The 16,854-nt window shown below is 67.9% G+C and carries 10 protein-coding genes and 6 pseudogenes; 11 read left to right on the top strand and 5 right to left on the bottom strand.

Annotated features, from left to right (window positions below):
- Positions 1-212, bottom strand: a pseudogene (locus ABZ887_RS46285) (hypothetical protein); the annotation flags it as partial.
- Between the two features lie 38 nt (positions 213-250).
- Between ABZ887_RS46285 and ABZ887_RS46280 the strand changes: the two are divergent.
- Positions 251-1,276, top strand: coding sequence for a tetratricopeptide repeat protein (locus tag ABZ887_RS46280; protein ID WP_361304838.1), 1,026 nt, complete (start codon positions 251-253; stop codon positions 1,274-1,276).
- 467 nt (positions 1,277-1,743) lie between these two features.
- Here the strand turns inward: ABZ887_RS46280 and ABZ887_RS46275 are convergent, their stop codons facing one another.
- Positions 1,744-2,625, bottom strand: coding sequence for an NUDIX hydrolase (locus ABZ887_RS46275; protein ID WP_361304836.1), 882 nt, complete (start codon positions 2,623-2,625; stop codon positions 1,744-1,746).
- 219 nt (positions 2,626-2,844) lie between these two features.
- Here ABZ887_RS46275 and ABZ887_RS46270 point away from each other — a divergent pair, with 219 nt between their 5' ends.
- The 4 genes and pseudogenes from ABZ887_RS46270 (at position 2,845) to ABZ887_RS46255 (ending at position 8,542) form a co-directional block, all read left to right on the top strand.
- Positions 2,845-3,180, top strand: coding sequence for a hypothetical protein (locus tag ABZ887_RS46270; protein ID WP_361304834.1), 336 nt, complete (start codon positions 2,845-2,847; stop codon positions 3,178-3,180).
- 13 nt (positions 3,181-3,193) lie between these two features.
- Positions 3,194-4,642 carry a caspase family protein gene (locus tag ABZ887_RS46265; RefSeq protein WP_361304832.1) on the top strand — a complete coding sequence of 483 codons (1,449 nt, stop codon included), beginning with the start codon at positions 3,194-3,196 and terminating at the stop codon, positions 4,640-4,642.
- A gap of 974 nt (positions 4,643-5,616) precedes the next feature.
- Positions 5,617-6,387: pseudogene (locus ABZ887_RS46260) on the top strand (IS256 family transposase); the annotation flags it as partial.
- Between the two features lie 55 nt (positions 6,388-6,442).
- Entirely contained in the window at positions 6,443-8,542 is a 2,100-nt protein-coding gene (locus ABZ887_RS46255; protein ID WP_361304830.1) for an ISAzo13 family transposase, read from the top strand.
- Between the two features lie 15 nt (positions 8,543-8,557).
- On the opposite strand, the pseudogene ABZ887_RS46250 reads toward ABZ887_RS46255, so the two are convergent.
- Positions 8,558-8,779: pseudogene (locus tag ABZ887_RS46250) on the bottom strand (transposase); the annotation flags it as partial.
- Between the two features lie 107 nt (positions 8,780-8,886).
- On the opposite strand from ABZ887_RS46250, the pseudogene ABZ887_RS46245 reads away from it, so the two are divergent.
- The 6 genes and pseudogenes from ABZ887_RS46245 to ABZ887_RS46220 all read left to right on the top strand — a co-directional run.
- Positions 8,887-8,973, top strand: a pseudogene (locus tag ABZ887_RS46245) (IS5/IS1182 family transposase); the annotation flags it as partial.
- Between the two features lie 452 nt (positions 8,974-9,425).
- A complete protein-coding gene (locus tag ABZ887_RS46240; RefSeq protein WP_361304828.1) occupies positions 9,426-10,682 on the top strand; it encodes a substrate-binding domain-containing protein in 1,257 nt (418 codons plus the stop codon).
- Between the two features lie 12 nt (positions 10,683-10,694).
- The gene (locus tag ABZ887_RS46235) at positions 10,695-12,266 is read left to right on the top strand and encodes a sugar ABC transporter ATP-binding protein (protein ID WP_361304826.1); all 1,572 of its coding nucleotides are present in this window, start codon (positions 10,695-10,697) and stop codon (positions 12,264-12,266) included.
- On the top strand, positions 12,263-13,237 hold the full coding sequence (locus ABZ887_RS46230) for an ABC transporter permease (RefSeq protein WP_361304825.1): 975 nt from the start codon (positions 12,263-12,265) through the stop codon (positions 13,235-13,237). The genes ABZ887_RS46235 and ABZ887_RS46230 overlap by 4 nt, the downstream gene beginning before the upstream one ends.
- Positions 13,234-14,253, top strand: a complete 1,020-nt coding sequence (locus tag ABZ887_RS46225) for an ABC transporter permease (protein ID WP_361304823.1) — start codon at positions 13,234-13,236, stop codon at positions 14,251-14,253. Before ABZ887_RS46230 ends, ABZ887_RS46225 begins: the two co-directional genes overlap by 4 nt.
- 909 nt (positions 14,254-15,162) lie before the next feature.
- Positions 15,163-15,625, top strand: a pseudogene (locus ABZ887_RS46220) (IS3 family transposase); the annotation flags it as partial.
- 186 nt (positions 15,626-15,811) lie between these two features.
- Here the strand turns inward: ABZ887_RS46220 and ABZ887_RS46215 are convergent.
- Both ABZ887_RS46215 and ABZ887_RS46210 read right to left on the bottom strand, forming a co-directional pair.
- Positions 15,812-16,099 (bottom strand): transposase, encoded by a 288-nt coding sequence (locus ABZ887_RS46215; RefSeq protein WP_361304821.1) that lies wholly within the window; start codon positions 16,097-16,099, stop codon positions 15,812-15,814.
- A gap of 341 nt (positions 16,100-16,440) precedes the next feature.
- Positions 16,441-16,697 (bottom strand): annotated as a pseudogene (locus ABZ887_RS46210) (ISKra4 family transposase); the annotation flags it as partial.
- Positions 16,698-16,854: the final 157 nt, after the last annotated feature.

Below are 16,854 nucleotides of genomic sequence, written 5' to 3'. Positions count from 1 at the left end.
GCCGAGCGGGGCCCGGGCACGGTGCCGGACGCGAGCGCCTCGGCGTAGGTGTCCGGCCGGTAGAGCGGAAGCTCCCCCGTCGCGTCCGTCGTGTCGAAGCACTGGGCACCGGCGCGGCGGCCACCCTCGGCTCGGCCGTCGCCCGCGGGCTCGCCTGCACCTCTCCCGGTGGCGCGACCCCCGATGTCGTGGACGGCGTTCGGCTGGCGCAACTCGTGGGCAGCGGCCCCGCGGACAGGAGGCAGGCATCATGATGCACCCCGTTGACCCCGCGGTGGCCCGTGCGCACGCGGACGTCCTGGACCTGTTCCGCCGTGATCCCGCCGGACTGGACGAGGTGTGCCGTGCGGCACGGGACCGGCTCGCGGCGATGCCGGTCCTCGACCCGCACGATCCGCGCACCTGGAACTCGTACGCGTTGATCACCGCGGACGTCCAGACTCTCCTCGTCTACCTGCGCGAGGCCGAAGTCCCGAGCAGCGAGCCGACACACTTCCGGTCTCTGCTCATCCGTGTCCTGTACTACCTCTACGAATCCGAGAAGGCGAAGGCCGGGGTCCTCCTCGCGGAACTCGTCCACCGCGAGTGGGAGGCGCGGCTCGGGGAGGCACACGCCGACACACTCAACGCCACCGTTCGGCTTGCCGCGTGCCTTTATGCGCAGGGTGAGGCGAAACGGGCGCGGCCGCTGTTCGAGCGGGTTCACCGGCAGCAGACAAGCCAGTTCGGCGCCGATGATCCCGCGACCCTTCTCGCGGCCTGCAACCTGGGTGCGTGCCTCACCGAACTCGAGGACTACGGCGCGTCGTTCCTCCTCAACGAGGACACCAGACGGCGCTGTGAGCGACGGCTCGGAAAGGACCAGGACACGACGCTCCTGGCCACCGAGAACCTCGCGGGCAGCCTGTTCGGCCTGGAGCGGCATGACAGGGCACTGGCCCTGTACCGAGACATCCACCAGCGGCGCAGACGAACGTCGGGCGAGAACTCCCTGCTCACCCTGAACGCGCAGGCGAGCATCGCCATCACCCTCCACACGCTCGGGGAGTACGAGGCGGCCCGTGCCGTCAACGCGGACCTATTGCCGCGATACGAGCGCGTGGCGGGAAAGGACCACTCGGGCACCAAAAAAGCGCACAAGCGTCTGGTGAGGAACCTTCGGGCGCTCGGCCGTTATGAGGAGGCTGAGGAAGTCCACGGCGGAATCCCGCGATACGGATCACCGACGCCCGACGGAGGACACAGGGCCCTGGCGCCTCGTCATCGGGAAGTCTGAACGCGTCGTCATGCGTTCCGCCACGCCCGCGGGACGTCTGGCGGAGCGCGGGAGCCGCAGCAGACGGGTGCGGCGCGGAGTGCGGCTGCGGACGGTCCTTTCGACCGCGTCGCAGTCCGCCGCGTACCGGCAGGCGGCGGGCCATCTGGCCGCCGATCCGTTCACTCGGGCGCGGGCCGGTCTCGCGTGGGCCGAGACCGCGGCGGATCAGGCCGATCCCGCACAGGCACGACAGGCAGTCACTGCGACCCTGGAACAGTTGCCGGCCCTCGTCGATCACGGCCTGACCGACGCCGACCGGATCCACCACCTGAGCCACCTGCGGGCGCTGGGGGCGCTGAGAGCCTGGGCATGCCTGCACGATGCCGACATCCCCGGGCCCAGGCGCGCCACCGAGGCCTGGGCCATGCTGGAGGCCGGACGCGGTGTCATGTTCGGCCAGGCGCTGTCCACCTGGGGGAACGACCTCACCGATCTCGTGTTTCGGGTCCGAGCCCCAGCAGCTGGGCGGTCATCCGCAGCTGTGCGTACGGACGTTGCCCGTGCTCGGTGACCTCCTGGACGCCGAGCACGGCCGGCGGGCCGATGCGGGCGCCGGCTTCATCGGCGGCCTCTCGGGCCAGCGTCCGGTCCGGGCTCTCGCCGGGCTCGGGCCAGCCGCCCGGCAGGCTGGGCATCCCGAAGCGGTCCAGGAGGCCCAGTACGCGGCCGTCCGGGTCGGTCAGCCACCCCCACACCTGACGCACCGGGCGCTGCTCGGGTGTCCGGGGGCCCGGGTGCCAGGTGAAGCGGGCGCGGGTGCGTTCGGCCTTGGACGGCCGTACGCCGGGGCGGCGGACACCGGTGGGGCGGACGGTGTCGCCGAGGAGCCCGGCGCGGCAGGCTACCCGGAGCCGGGCCGCTGCCGGGGTCGGGAGCGCGGCCAGGGCCTGGCCGACCGGCACCGCCCGGTACGGTGCCGGAATCTCCCACGAGGCGGGCAGTGGCCCGTGCCACGCGATCACGTGGCGCCCGGCCGCGTGGTCGTCCCCTTCTGCGGTGTCGGTCACGGCCGGGCACGGCGCTGCCCCGTACGGGGTCAGGCCGAGCCGGTCGGCCAGGCGCCGCACCAGGGCGGACGGCGTCTGGCCGGGTCGCAGCGCGGCGGCGGGGAGTGATCCGTCTGCGTCGACGACGATCCGGCCGTCGTCCAGGGCGGTCAGCAGGGCGACTGTGTCCTGTGTACAGGCCGTGGGGTGGGGGCTCATGCGATCGGGGCGGGTTCGGCGCCGAGGGCGCGGACGGGCCTGGTCGTGCAGGGCGGAGAAGGTCTCCAGGCTGGCGTCGTACCCGGCGGTGGCGACCAGCACGGGCCCGGCTCGTCGGCCACCAGCTCGCTGAGGAAGAGCCGCACCCAATAGTTTTCCGCACGGGCCATGTTCTTGTCTCCCGCTCCTTCGCCCGGCCCAAAACCAGCGACGCACCCCCGAGGGTAGCCGCGAGACCACTACGCTCCAACAACCGGACAACAGCTCGGAAACTCTCTACAGTTGATGCACTGTCGCGCACCGGGGGACGAGAGGCTTTCTATGCACACGACAGAATCATCATCTGCTGAGGCAGCACTCGACTTCTGGGTCTCAAGTGAGGAACACGGAGAGGATCCCGGAGATTCGATGGGGCTGTTCAACGGCAACGGGGACACAGTCCTCAGGCGCATACCACTGGGGCCATTGCGCAAGAACCTCGCCGACGCAGTTGATGCGCTCCAGCAGATCTTCGCGGATGTTGCTGCCCGAGGGGGCCAGCTGCCGCTCCGGGAAGCGCACTTGTCGTTCCAGGTAACAGCTAACGGCGGTGTTCAGTTCATCGGCACGACTCAGATGCAGAGCAGCCGCGGCATCGTCCTGGTGTTCAAGGAGTGACGGACGGCACGCCATGGGGAGACACAGAGCACTGCTGATCGGCGCCAGCGACTACGAGATGCGAGGCATACAACCCCTGCCGTTCATCCCCAGGGATCTCGAACGGCTCGGACACGCACTGGAAAGCCACGGATTCGACGAGGTCCAGGTTCTGGCAAGGCGCCCAGATGGTAAGCAGATCTCAGCCAATTACATAAATGCCCGCGTCATAGGATTTCTGCGGCATTCTCGGCGCGGTGACACCGTCGTCATTGCGCTCAGCGGCCACGGCATACATGCGAAAGGCTGGGATTATCTGGTACCGGAGGACATCGACGAGGATGTCCACCCGTTCGAGTCCGGATGCGTTCCGATCGACTGGCGGGAACACCTTGACGAGACCCTCGCTGAGCACGTCATATTTCTCATCGACGCCTGCCGAGAGGGCATTGATCAGGATTCCATGGGTGTAGCTGGCGTCAAAGAATGGGGCCGCCAGAAGGTCGGAGCAGCGCTTCGACGCAAAGTCGCCTACCTCTACGCCTGTTCACCCGCACAGCTTTCACTCTTCGTGCGCCCTGGCGAACGAGTCGAAGACGGAGGCCACCATGGCACTCGGACCGGGGAGTCGTTCAGCATCTTCTCGCGCTCAGTTTCGGATGTAATCGCTGCGCATCCGAAACAGAGGCCGCTTTCCCTGAATGCATTCAATTACGCTGCACAGGACAGGGTGACGGAATTACACAACGCTTACCGAAAGCGAGGTGCCTCTCAACGCCTGCGCTTAGTTACGGACATTCCAGCGGATCAGTTCTTCTTCCTGCCGAGCACCGAGACGAGTCAGCGGCGGAACCAGGGCTTCGATGCGGCCTCGCAGACCCCTATTCCGTCCGACGGTGCAGTGATGGGACTGGGTATGGACTCCGGTCTCGCCACTAAGGCACCTGAACCAACAAACACGGAAGAACCCAATCACTCTCAGGAGCACAAAGAGCCTCTAGAGACAAAATTCGCTTCGCGACCGAGTGGAGCCAAGCAGTCTTCGAAGAAGCCGATTCGATCGAAATTCACCCGGGCTGCGAAGCGCCCTTGGCTCTGGTGGGTTCTCCTGGCGGTCGTAGTCACCAGCAGTATCGGTATGTATTTCGGATACCAGTGGACACAGACGCGGTACTATGTCGGCACTAAAGGCGAACATGTCGCTTTATATCAGGGAGTCAGCCAGGACGTTGCTTGGATCTCCCTCTCGAAGCTGTACACAGATCACCCCGAGGTCGAACTCAAATATCTTCCGTCCCTCGATGTGGATGAGCTTGAGTATACGATCGGAGAGAATAACCTGGAGGACGCCCAGAGGAAGGTCGAAGAGTTGGCCGTGCAGGCATCCGCGTGCAAGAAGGATGCGGAACGGAAAGCGAGCGGCTCCCGAGGACCCACCCTGTCGGAGGACGAACAGAAGGTTGTTACGAGCTGCGACACATAGCAGATACGAGCATCAGAAGGTTTGTCAGAGAGCGTTGCCGCGACGCTCAGCGGCCCAGGCGAAGGGCCCTCGCCATCAAGTTGTTCGGCCGCGTGCCGGGATGTCTGGCGTACGCGGAGAACACAACCTGCCCGTCGACCACGAACCGCAGCACCTTCGCCCGGCGCCGCCGGATCAGGTGCGGCCGGGTGCCATCCAGGACGTAGCGGAGAGGCACCGACGGAATTCGATGAGCAGTTGTGATGTCTGAGGTTGCGGTGGGTATTCCCGCGCTCGCTGTGATCATTTCCCGGTGTCTGGCCAGCTGTGGCCCCCTCGAATTACTGCGCAGCCTCGTCGTCGAGCTCGTCCAGGTCGTCGTAGAAGAGAGGATCACGCTTGCCGATGCCCGCCCGGCCCAGCTCCGCAGCTGACCGGTCGGACGCCTCAGCGGATGTTGCCGCGCCACCGGTAGAAGAACGTCTCGCCGGGTCCCGCACCGAGGTGAACGAGAACGCCGGCGAGCAGGGTGCCGTCGTCGATCGTCTGCCCGGGACTCCAGCACGGTGAAGCCCTGCCACGTGTACTACGGCCCGAGCTTGCACGCGGTGGCGAACTCGCCGAACAACAACCTGCCAAGGCGATCTCACTGCAGGAGAGCTACACCCATCCAGCTTTCGAACAGGCCGCGCTCTGTTTCCCATCCGCGGCCGGGGTGAAGTGGTAGAGGGATGCCGTTGGTCAACGGCGTACTGCCGTGGTTCGTCAGCCTGGGTTTCTCCGTGCATGAGCCGCCTCTGTGCGCTCGCCGCTGCTCTTCTGTCAGTTCTGGTGTGTGGGGCGAGGCTTGCCCTGAGCCCGCGGTTGCGTCCAGGGAAGTGGTGTACGGGTTCGACCTGATCCGGGGGTTTGCTCCGGCATCGGGATGAGGCCCGCATAGATGAACGGCCACCGGCTGATCTTCGAGGTGTCGAAGCCCGAAGGAGATCAGCACGATGACCGCACCCGACAGTCTGCCCCTGCACGTCCTCGCCGAGGACAACCTCGCCGCGGCGAGTCCCGATCTGCTGCGTGCGATGGTCAAGACGTTCGCCGACGCACTCATGTCCGCGGAGGCCGACGCCCTCTGCAACGCCGAATACGGGCAGGTCAGCGACGAGAGAGTCAACCACCGCAACGGATATCGCCCTCGCGAGTGGGACACCCGTGCGGGCACCGTCGAACTCGCTGTTCCCAAGCTGCGCCAGGGCAGTTACTTCCCGCACTGGCTCCTCGAACGCCGCCGGCGGGCCGAGCAGGCCCTGATCTCGGTGGTCGCCACCGCCTACCTCCTCGGCGTCTCCACCCGCAGGGTCGAGAAGCTCGCCGAGTCCCTCGGCGTCACCCAGCTGTCGAAATCCCAGGTCAGCGCGATGGCCAAGCACCTGGACGAACAGGTCGCCGCGTTTCGCAACCGGCCTCTGGACGCGGGCCCGTATGCGTTCGTCTGGGTGGATGCGCTGACCCAGAAGGTCCGCGAGGGCGGCCGCATCATCAACGTCCACGCGCTGATCGCCGTCGGTGTCAACGCGGACGGGCACCGCGAGATCCTCGGCCTGGACGTGGCCACCGCCGAGGACGGCGCCGGCTGGCTCGCCTTCCTGCGCTCCTTGACCGCCCGCGGCCTGTCCGGCGTCCAACTGGTCACCTCCGACGCCCACACCGGCCTGGTGAACGCGATCGGCGCGGTTCTGCCGGGCGCCTCCTGGCAGCGATGCCGCACGCATTGAAGCCGTAAGGAATCAAGGTGCTGCTTTACAGGTGCGGGCTCGTTGTCAGGGTATGGCGGTTCCGGAGGATATCTGTTCCCAACTTCAGTGCAGGTTCTCGGTGTTGTTGCCGCATCTCAACGAGCGGCAGCGGCGTCTGGCCTTGGCCACCGAGGCCCGGCTGATCGGGCATGGCGGCGTACGGGCGGTGGCGAGGATCGCGCAGGTCAGCGAGACGACCGTGCGTCGTGGAGTGTTGGAGCTGGAAGCGGGGGCCGGGCCGCTGCCGGGCGGCCGGGTGCGTGCGCCAGGCGGGGGCCGCAAGCGGACCGAAGCCAACGATCCCGCCCTGCTCAAAGCCTTGTTGGGCCTGGTCGAGCCGGACGAGCGGGGTGATCCGATGTCGCCGCTGCGGTGGACGACGAAGTCGCTGCGGAACCTGGCCGAGGAGCTGACCCGGCAGGGGCACCCGGTGTCCGCGCCGACGGTGGGGCGGCTGCTCAAGCAGGAGGGCTTCAGTCTGCAGGCGAATGTGAAGACCCTTGAGGGCTCCCAACATCCCGACCGGGATGCCCAGTTCCGCTACATCAACGAGCAGGTGAAACTGCACCAGGGCGACGGCGAGCCGGTGATCAGCGTGGACACGAAGAAGCGGGAGCAGATCGGACGGCTGCCGATGGCCGGCCGGGAGTGGCGGCCCAGGGGCGAGCCGGTCGAGGTGGAGGACCACCACTTCTTCTTCAGCGGCCCGGACGTTCAGCAGGCGATCCCGTACGGGATCTACGACATCGCCCGCAACACCGGCTGGGTCAACGTGGGTGTCGATCACGACACTTCAGTCTTCGCGGTCGAGTCCATCCGCCGCTGGTGGCGCTGTCGCGGGAGTCTCGACTACCCGAAGGCGTCACGGCTGCTGATCACCTCGGACGCGGGCGGCTCCAACGGCTACCGCTACCGGGTCTGGAAGAGCGAACTGGCTGCCCTGGCAGCCGAGACCGGACTGACGATCACGGTGTGTCACTTTCCTCCAGGCACAAGTAAATGGAACAAAATCGAGCACCGGCTGTTCTCCCACATCACCCACAGCTGGCGCGGCAGGCCGTTGACCAGCCATGAAGTCGTCATTGAGACGATCGCCGCCACTCGCACCCGAGCCGGTCTGCGCGTCGAGGCCCATCTGGATCCCGGCGACTACCCCACCGGCATCGCGATCAGCAAGGACCGCTTCGCGGCGCTGCCGCTGGTCCGGCACGAAGTCCACGGTCAATGGAACTATGCCCTGCTGCCCGAGTCCTCCACGCCGCAGACTTTGCCCACCAGCGAGGCGCACGGCGTTTCCGGCCGACGCTGCGAACTTCTGAACCGACTGATGGACCCCCGTCTGACCGGGCTGAGTAGCGCGGAACTCGGGGATCTATGCGCCGAGTTGGCCCCGCTGCAGGCCGCCCGGTCCCAGGAACGCTACAGCGAGCAGCGCGGTGGCCGGGCCCGGCGCGCCACCGGCAATCAGCGGGCCAAGCCGCTGTTCGACGATGGCGCCCGTGTGATGCTCACGCTCCTCTACCAGCGGCAAGTGTGCTCGATGAAGCTGCTGGCCGACATGCTGGAGGTCACCCCCGAATGCATCGGCCACCTCGTCGCCGAGACCCGCCGGGTCCTGGAGGACCACGGCCATCAGCCCGGATACGCCCCCAGCCGGTTCACCACGGCGGACGCGCTGATGTCCTTCCTCGACACCGACAAGGCCCCACCCCGCACCCGGATCATGGAGAGCCTGTCCCACCCACGGCTTACCGGCATGTCCCGCACGGACCTGGATGTACTCACTCGCCGCCTCGCCCCACGCCAGCTCGCGCAGGTCGAACGGGCCTCCTACCAGCGCCGGGGCGCCGATCGCCAGCCGGGCAGCCGCAGCGGCGTCTTCCCCCAGAAGCTCGGCGACAGAGAGCGCGTCGTGGTCGCCCTCCTCTACCTGCGGAAACTGTGCACCCTGGACGTCCTCGCCGACGCACTGGGGGACGTGAGCAGGTCCTCGATCGGGAACGTCGTCCGCGAGATCCGGCCCCTGCTTGCGGAAGGCGGACTCCTCCCGCCCCCGGCTACCACCCGCTACCGCACCGCCCCCGATCTCCTCGCTGCCACGGACGAGCAAACCAACACACCGACAAGTTGATTCTTTACGGCTTCAGTGGGTGCGGCAGCGCTGCCAGCTCGCCCCGGGCAGCGTGGCGCCGATCGCGTTGATCAAGCCCATATGCGCGTCGGAGATGACCAGCTGGACGCCGGACAGGCCGCGGGCGACGAGCGAGCGCAGGAAGGCCAGCCAGCCCGCGCCGTCCTCGGCTGTGGCGACGTCCAGACCGAGGATCTCGCGGTGGCCGTCGTCGTTGACGCCGACCGCGATCAGTGAGCCCTTTCCAACCTCACATGCCAGCCGGGCAGTTGGGCTGACAGATAGCTGAAGCCCCTGGTAGATGGGTTTTCGACCAAGAGAACCGTCCCCACCAGAGGCTTCGCATGCTTGTCTACCCGTCCGGCGTCGACGTGTCCAGCTCTGCCCTGCGCTTCCTCGCCGCCCGGCTGAGGGAACACCGCCGTGTTCTGGCGCGGGCCGGGCACGGCCCGCGCACACGGCCCGCGCCGCGCGAGGCAGGCGGCCAGGCCTGCATCGCGGTGTGCGACGTCTCCGAGCCGACCGCGGTGGATGCCGAGGGCGGAATTCATGGACCACACGGACAACTGCAAGTCGGTGCCGGCCGGGGCGCGGGGCGCGCTCGCCGCGGCAGGTTCGCCGACCGCGACGAGCCCGACTCCGACGACGAATCCCATCGTGGCAGTCGGCGGCATGGGCATCCTCGGCGGCGTGGAACGGCGTGCGCGACCAGCGGCGGCCGAGCGGCGCGCACCGGACCGGCATACCACCCGTCCCCAGGCTCGATGACTGAGGACCTTGTACGTCGTTTCGGGCACTTCTTACGCTGCCATGCAATTTAGTCGGGCCGTTTCCCTCCGTGTCCCGGCACCGACGCGCACCGGCTCAAAGGAGAGTCCCCACGATGACCGCAAGACCAGCGACCGCGGCCACCGCCACGACGCACCGCAACCGCACCGTCCGAATCTCGGGCGCTCTCTGTGCCGCGGCCCTGCTCACCCTCACCGCGGCGGGCTGCAGCAAGAAGAGCTCCGACAGCACGAGTGCCGGCGCCGATTCATCGTCCTCGTCCTGCGGTACCGTCCCGGCGGCGAAGTTCAACGACACGGCCGGCCTGGTCAAGGCCCTGGGCTCGGACTACGCCGCGGCGTACAGCGGCTACTCCGGCACCGTGCAGAAGAGCGCGTGGGCGAACTGGGCGGGCAAGAAGTCCGGGACGATCACCGTCGGCATCTCCGAGTCCCAGCTGGTGAACCCCTACCAGACGCTGATCAACAACGCGCTGCAGAAGTACCTCAAGGCGCAGGGCTACAAGGTCGTCGACCTGGTGTCCACCAACGAGGTCACCAACCAGATCTCGCAGTTCAACCAGTTGATCACCGACAAGGTCGACTTGATCATCTACCAGCCGCTGGCCGCGGGCTTCGAGTCGGTCGTCGACAAGGCCGCCAAGGCCGGCATCCCGTCCATCTCGGTGCTGAACAACGTGGCCGACGCCAACACCGTCAACGTCGTGCCGAACGCCTTCGCGGCGGGCGAGGCGCAGGCCGCCGCCCTGGCGAAGTCGATGGGCGGAAAGGGCACGCTCCTCGGCGTGCACGGGATCAAGGGCGTGCCGATCGACACGGACACCTTCAAGGGTGCCAAGGCCGCGCTGGCGAAGTGCTCCGGCATCACGCTGGACGACTCGATCTACACCGACTTCTCGCCCACCACCGCGCAGACCAAGGTCCAGCAGTACCTGGCGGCGAACCCGACCAAGACCATCGGCGGCGTCCTGGAGGGCGGCCCGATGACCACGGGCATCATCTCGGCCTTCCAGAAGTCCAGCGTCACCGTGCCGCCGGTCGCCGACAACGGCCTGACCAAGGGCGGAGTGGCGTACTGGGCGGCCAACGAGAGCAGCTACAAGGGTGTCGGCCTGTTCAACCCGGCCGACGGACTGGCCCAGGCCGTCGTCCAGGTGGCCAAGCACATGCTCGACGGTGACGGGGTCGAGGCCTCGGACATCGTCATCAATCCGCCGCTCGTGACGAGCGACAACCTGTCGAAGTTCTCGAAGTCGAGTTTCAAGACCGGCGACGCCTCCACCATCACGGTGGGCGATGTCGGCCAGACATTCGCGGAGACGAGCTACATCGACGGCTTCTTCGGCTCGTAGGGAGCAAGTACGTTGAGCGAGCAGAGCCAGGTGGCCCTCGAAGTCACCGGTCTCGCCAAGTCGTTCGGGGCGACCAGGGCCTTGCGGTCCTGTTCGCTCCGGCTTCTGGCAGGCGAGGTCCACGCCCTGATGGGCGAGAACGGGTCCGGCAAGAGCACCCTGGTCAAGATACTCACCGGGGTGCACGCCCCGGACTCCGGCGGCTACCAGGTCGGTTGCCGTGCGGTCCGCCTCGGCGGCCCCGCGGCGGCGATCGCGGCCGGGGTGATGGCCGTCTACCAGGAGGTCCTGGTGGTCGGCCCCCGCTCGGTGCTGGAGAACATCTGGCTCGGCGCCGACGGGGTCTTCCGGCGGAAGATCTCCGAGGCGGACAAGCGGGCCAAGGCCGCGGCCGTGCTGGACGAACTGCTCGGTGAGGCACCCGACCTGGACACCCCGGTCGAACAGCTCTCGCTGAGCGACCGGCAGGCCTGCGGCATCGCCCGCGCGCTGGTCCGCGAGCCCAGGGTGCTGATCCTGGACGAGGCCACCAGCGCGCTCGACGTGGCCACCCGGGACCGGCTCTTCGACGCCATCGCCCGGCGCAAGGCGGCCGGTATGGCCGTGCTGTTCGTCTCCCACCGCATGGACGAGGTCGACGCGATCTCCGACCGGGTGTCCGTCCTGCGCTCGGGCGAGTCGGTGGCCACCCTGGAGGCCGACGACGCCACCACGGCCGAGCTGGTGCGCCTCATGACCGGCGCCGAACACCTCACCGACATCCCCGAGGGCGGCGCGCTGGCGCACCGCAGCGGCCCCGCCGCCGACGCGCCGGTACTGCTGCGGGTTCGCGGGCTCAGGCTCCGGCCGGACGCCGACCCGGTCGACTTCGAGCTGCGGGCCGGGGAGATGGTCGGCCTGGCCGGCCTTGAGGGACACGGCCAGGACGCCTTCATCAAGGCGCTGTGGCACGGTCCCGCGGGCGAGGGGTCCGTCGCGCGCCTGGAGGTGGGCGGCGAGACCGAGATCCGCTCGGAGCAGCGGGCGGCGGCGGCCGGCATCGGGTACGTACCGCGCGACCGGCGCGGCGAGGCCCTGTTCGGAACGCTCTCCATCCGGGAGAACTTCTCGGCAGCGACCCAGGACAAGGACACCCGCTTCGGGCTGCTGTCACGGGCGTCCGCGCTGGGCCGCTTCGCGGAGTACCGGTCCGGCCTCAAGGTCCGGATGGGCCGCGAGTCCGACCCCATCACCACCTTGTCCGGCGGCAACCAGCAGAAGATCGTCATCGCCCGCTGGCTCGCCCGCCGCCCGGACGTGCTCCTGCTCAACGACCCCACCCGCGGCGTGGACATCGGCGCCAAGCGCGACATCTACGCCCTCCTCGACGAGCTGACCGCGCGCGGTGTCGCGGTCGTCATGCTCTCGACGGAGGTCGACGAGCACATCGAGCTCATGGACCGCGTCCTCGTCTTCCGCGAGGGCTCGCACTCCACGACCCTCGACCGCCGGTCCCTGACCCGCCAGTCCCTGGTCGCCGCGTTCTTCGGCCGCACGGTCACCTCATCGGTCGCCGGCTCCGCCTCCCCGGATGGTGACTCATGAATGCCCTCGATTTCCTGCGGGGTCTGCTCGGCAGGCGCCCGTACGCGTTCGCCGGGCTGCTCGCACTGCTCCTGCTGGTGGTCAACACCGCCCTCCAGCCGGCGTTCCTGGCCTACGACAACTGGGCGGCGGTGCTCGCGTCCTTCGCACCGCTGGCCGTCGCGGCGATGGCCAGCACCCCGGCGATCCTCTCGGGCGGTGGCGGCATCGACATCTCGATCGGCCCGCTGCTGACCCTGATCGACATCGTCATCGTGGCGAACCTGCTGCCCAACGGCCTGACGTCACCCTTCGTGGTGATCCCGGTCTGCCTGACGATCGGCGCGGCGATCGGCGCGGTCAACGGCATCCTCGTGGCCGTACTGCGCTTCCAGCCGGTCGTGGCCACGCTCTGCGCCAACATCGTCATCGGCGGCCTGGCCACCCAGGTGCAGGGCGATACCGTCCCCTCCGGCAGCACCTCGTGGACCAAGGACCTGGCCGGTTCCTTCGGCCCGGTCCCCGGCGCGCTGCTGACCATCGGCGCCCCGCTGCTGATCTGGTGGGGCCTGTCCCGTACGCCGTTCGTCAAGGCGCTGTACGCGGTCGGCGGCGACGACGCCACCGCCTTCTCCGCCGGAGTGAACGTGCCGAAGGTCCGGATCGCCGCGTACGCCCTCGGCGGGCTCTACGCGGGCATCGCCGGAATCGCCCTGATGTCCCTCATCAGCGAGGGTGCGGCCAGCATGTCCGCGCAGTACACGCTGCTCGCCATCGCCGCGGTGGCCCTGGGCGGCACCTCGCTGGCCGGCGGCCGGGGCTCCCTGCTCGGCTCGCTGCTCGGCGCGGCGAGCATCTACCTGATCAACAACCTGCTCAACGTGGTAAAGGTGTCCACCCTGTGGTCCACCGCGATCTACGGCGCGATGCTGCTCTTCGCCGTGGTCGTCGGCGCCGTGTTGACCAACGCCCGCAGGAGGGCCGTCGCATGACCACAGACACCGCGGTCGCGGACCCGACGACGGGAACGGGCGGGGTTCCCCTGCTCCACACGCTCAACGAGTGGCAGCGCCGGGTCCCCCTGCTCCAACTGCTCGCCCTGGCCTCGCTGTACATCTACGGCCTGAGCACCATCGACGGCTTCGGCTCGCAGCGCGTGCTCTACGCGATCCTCGTCAACGCCTCGCTGCTGGGCCTCGCGGGCGCCGGACAGACCATCGTCGTCCTGGTCGGCGGGATCGACTTCTCCATCGCGGCGTTCATCTCCGCCGGCAATGTCATCATCGCCGAACTCTGCGGCACCGACCACTGGTCCACCGGGGCCGCGATGGCGGTCGCGCTGGCCGTCGGCGTGGTGGGCGGACTCGTCAACGGACTGCTGTCGTACCGCTTCAAGGTCGAGCCGCTCATCGTCACGCTGGGCGTCAGCGCGCTGCTGTCCGGTCTGATCCTGAAGTGGATCAACGGCTCCGCCACCGGCGTCGCCCCGGCCTGGCTGGGAAAGCTGACGGCCGCCAACGGCACCACCTTCGGTGTCGGCGTTCCGCCGGTGATCGTCATCTGGGCGGTGGTGGCGATCGTCATCGGACTGGTGCTCACCCGCACCCGCGCCGGCCGGAACCTGTATCTGACCGGCGTCAACCAGCCCGCCGCACGGCTCGCCCTGGTGCGGGTCAGCCGCACCTGGATCTACGCCTACGTCGCCAGCGCGGTGCTGGCCACCTGCGTGGGCATCCTGCTGGCGGGCTACTCGGGCTCGGGCAACGTCACGATCGGCGACCCCTATCTCTTCCAGTCCCTGGCAGCGGTCATCGTCGGCGGCACCATGTTCGGCGGGCGCGGCGACTACTGGCGTACGGTGCTCGGCGCGCTGGTGCTGTCGGTGGTCGCCCTGCTGCTCAGTGCCAACCAGCTGTCGTCGGCCGCCCAGGACATGATCACCGGTGGGCTGATCCTGGTCGTCGTCGGCCTCTACGGCCGGGAAAGGCGGCTGCGCGACCGCATCTGAAACACCCAGGGCCCGTACGCGCGAGCCGGCCGGCAGTGCGGTGCCGCCGCCGGCTCCGTCGCGTGCCTTCGCCGTGGATGCCGGTGTCACGGGCCTTGGGTACGAGGAACTCCAAGCCGCGTACGAAGAGAGCGCCGCTGTTCGTGGGCACGAACCAGGCGGCCTGGAGCACGCCGTATGGCGGTTCAAGTCGCAGCCTGGCACGTAGATTTTGTGGCACCGATGTCATTCTGTCCGAGGCGGCGGCCAGCAGGACGCCAACGGTGGCGTCATCTGTCCCCGCGCCGTCTCGGCCTGGATCGATAATCGCCTGCAGCCCTCACCGCGGGCATGAGACGGCGCCCGTAGGCCTCAGCTCACGGGGGTGAGACGGGAATCGCCGGGCTTCGGGCCTCAGGCCGTCGCTTGGCCTGGACCGGCTCAGCCGACGATCGAACCTGCCGCCGACGGTCTTGTGCCTGAACGCGCCAGGGCCTGCAGTTCCGCACGCAGTGCAGCGTTCTCAGCTGCCAGTTCGGCTTTGCTGCGTCGATCAGCGGGCGATTCTTGTAGAGAGGGAGTGGGCCTTTGAGAACGCTTCTTCGGCGGGGGATCTGAGAGGGGGCCCAGGGGCTCGAAGGCGACGATCACGGATGGGTCCAGACCGCACTCTGGGCAGCTCTCCTTGTCGCAGACTCCTCTGTCGGGTCGTGGGCTCTTCCGGCTACGGACAGCTTCGACGACGTGTCCGCAGTACAAACGCAGCCGCCACCGCTGGAACTCCCACGGAGATGGTGGAGACCCCAGGAGTTCGAGCAGGTGCTTCCGTCTTTCTTCTGACCAGGGAGGTGCCTTGGCAAGCTGGCGTTCTACCCACTCATGAACCGCTCCGGGTCTGATGGAGGCTCGATTCCCTGAGAGGATCGAGTCATGGCACGTCCGTCCGCCTACCCGCCCGAGCTTCGTGAGCGCGCGGTGCGCATGGTCGCGGAGATCCGTCCCAACTGTCCAACCGAGTGGGCTGCGATGAAGGCGGTCGCGGCGAAGCTGGGCATCGGTGCGGCGGAGACGGTGCGGACCTGGGTCCGCAAGGCTGAAGTCGACGCCGGCCAGCGACCCGGCGTCACGTCCGAAAAGGCCGCGGAGATCAAGCGGCTGCGGGCCGAGAACGCCGAACTATGGCGGGCCACGAGATTGTGAAAGCAGCGTCGGCTTTCTTCGCGGCCGAGCTCGACCGGCCGTCGAAACGCTCGTAGCGTTCATCGACGCACACCGCCAGGTGTGCGGAGTCGAGCCGATCTGCCGTGTCCTGACCAGCCACGGACTGAAGATCGCAACGAGCACCTACTACGCGGCGAAGAACCGAGCCCCCAGCACCCGGACAGTCCGCGACGCCGAGCTGAAGACGCAGATCAGCCGCGTCCACACGGACACGTCCGGGCCGGCCGTGACGCCCTGTGCGCGTAGTAGGTGGAACGGGGCACTCCCAGCACACGGCACAGAAACGCAACGCTGTGACCTGCAGGATTACCCTTCGATGCCTTCTCCGCATCGATGAAACGACACCGTGCCACGGTGTCTACCCCATCTTGTCCTGAGCGAAGAAGGCGGTCGCTTTTCCCAGAACCTCGATCGTGGCCTCCTGCTCGCGAACCTTCCGCCGGAGCCGGACCAACTCCTCACGCTCCGCAGTGGTCAAAGCCCCGGCGGGTCCCTCACCGCGGTCGACCTTCGCCTGCTTCACCCACCCGCGCGGCCCTTCCGGACTCACGCCCAGATCCCTCGCGACCTCGGTGACCGTCTTCTCCGAGGACAACGCCAAGGCGACCGCGTCCCGCTTGAACTCGGCCGTGTACCGCTTACTCATGTTGCTCTTGCTACTCACTACCTGTGACTGCTTCCTCCGGGACCATCCGTCCCAGTATCAAGCTGTCCGGCCGGCAGGGGGAACCTCAGATCGACTGTCGCCTGAAGTTGGAATGGGCTCAGTGTGCAGGCGTGTCCGTGGAGCAGGGGGTGTGCCGGTGATGCGAAGCCCACTGCCGGTGCACTTCGTCGGTGTCCCGCTGTTGGTGCCAGGCCGACAGGGTGCGGCTGGACACCAGCCGGTCGAGGAGCTGTCCGGTCTGCTGGGGTCAGTGTCCGCACAGGCGGGCGACGACGGTCATGTCCGCGACGGGTGCAGTTCCTTTCCAGGGAAGCTCCTGATCAAGCGGTGAGCTGGTAGCGGTGCTGGTCATTGCTGAGGTAGAGGCGTAGGTGCTCACGTTCGAGGTGAAACGCCCAGTACGAATCGAGGTCGCCGTTGTCGACGAGGGCGCGGAGTTTGAGGACGGCTTCGGCACCGTCCAGGCCCCAGTGGGCACCGGTGATCTCGAGTCGGTCGCGATCAGGTGGCGGCACGCTCCTTCGATGGCGTCGGTGGCGATTGGCCAGCCGTTTTCGAGGGCGGTGTCGTAGCGGAGCTGGTCGAGGTGGCCGGTGAGATAGTGGACGCAGGCGTCCACCCCTTCGCGCTCGCCCGGGGCGAGCCGGGTGCGCGGGGTGTTCTTCTTGGCAAGGTGGGCCTTCAGCGTCTCGGGACGCAGTGCTTCGGGCTGTATGACCACGTCCCTGCCGTCG

Origin of the sequence: Streptomyces sp. NPDC047061, from assembly GCF_040643955.1 — a bacterium.
Taxonomy (GTDB): Bacteria; Actinomycetota; Actinomycetes; order Streptomycetales; family Streptomycetaceae; genus Streptomyces.
Note: the sequence above shows the minus strand (reverse complement) of the source record. Positions and strands in the feature narration are given on the sequence as shown.

Coding starts and splice junctions, on each gene's coding strand:
- ABZ887_RS46280 (WP_361304838.1), top strand. CDS start 251: ATGATGCACCCCGTTGACCCCGCGGTGGCCCGTGCGCACGCGGACGTC.
- ABZ887_RS46270 (WP_361304834.1), top strand. CDS start 2,845: ATGCACACGACAGAATCATCATCTGCTGAGGCAGCACTCGACTTCTGG.
- ABZ887_RS46265 (WP_361304832.1), top strand. CDS start 3,194: ATGGGGAGACACAGAGCACTGCTGATCGGCGCCAGCGACTACGAGATG.
- ABZ887_RS46255 (WP_361304830.1), top strand. CDS start 6,443: ATGGCGGTTCCGGAGGATATCTGTTCCCAACTTCAGTGCAGGTTCTCG.
- ABZ887_RS46240 (WP_361304828.1), top strand. CDS start 9,426: ATGACCGCAAGACCAGCGACCGCGGCCACCGCCACGACGCACCGCAAC.
- ABZ887_RS46230 (WP_361304825.1), top strand. CDS start 12,263: ATGAATGCCCTCGATTTCCTGCGGGGTCTGCTCGGCAGGCGCCCGTAC.
- ABZ887_RS46225 (WP_361304823.1), top strand. CDS start 13,234: ATGACCACAGACACCGCGGTCGCGGACCCGACGACGGGAACGGGCGGG.
- ABZ887_RS46215 (WP_361304821.1), bottom strand. CDS start 16,099: ATGAGTAAGCGGTACACGGCCGAGTTCAAGCGGGACGCGGTCGCCTTG.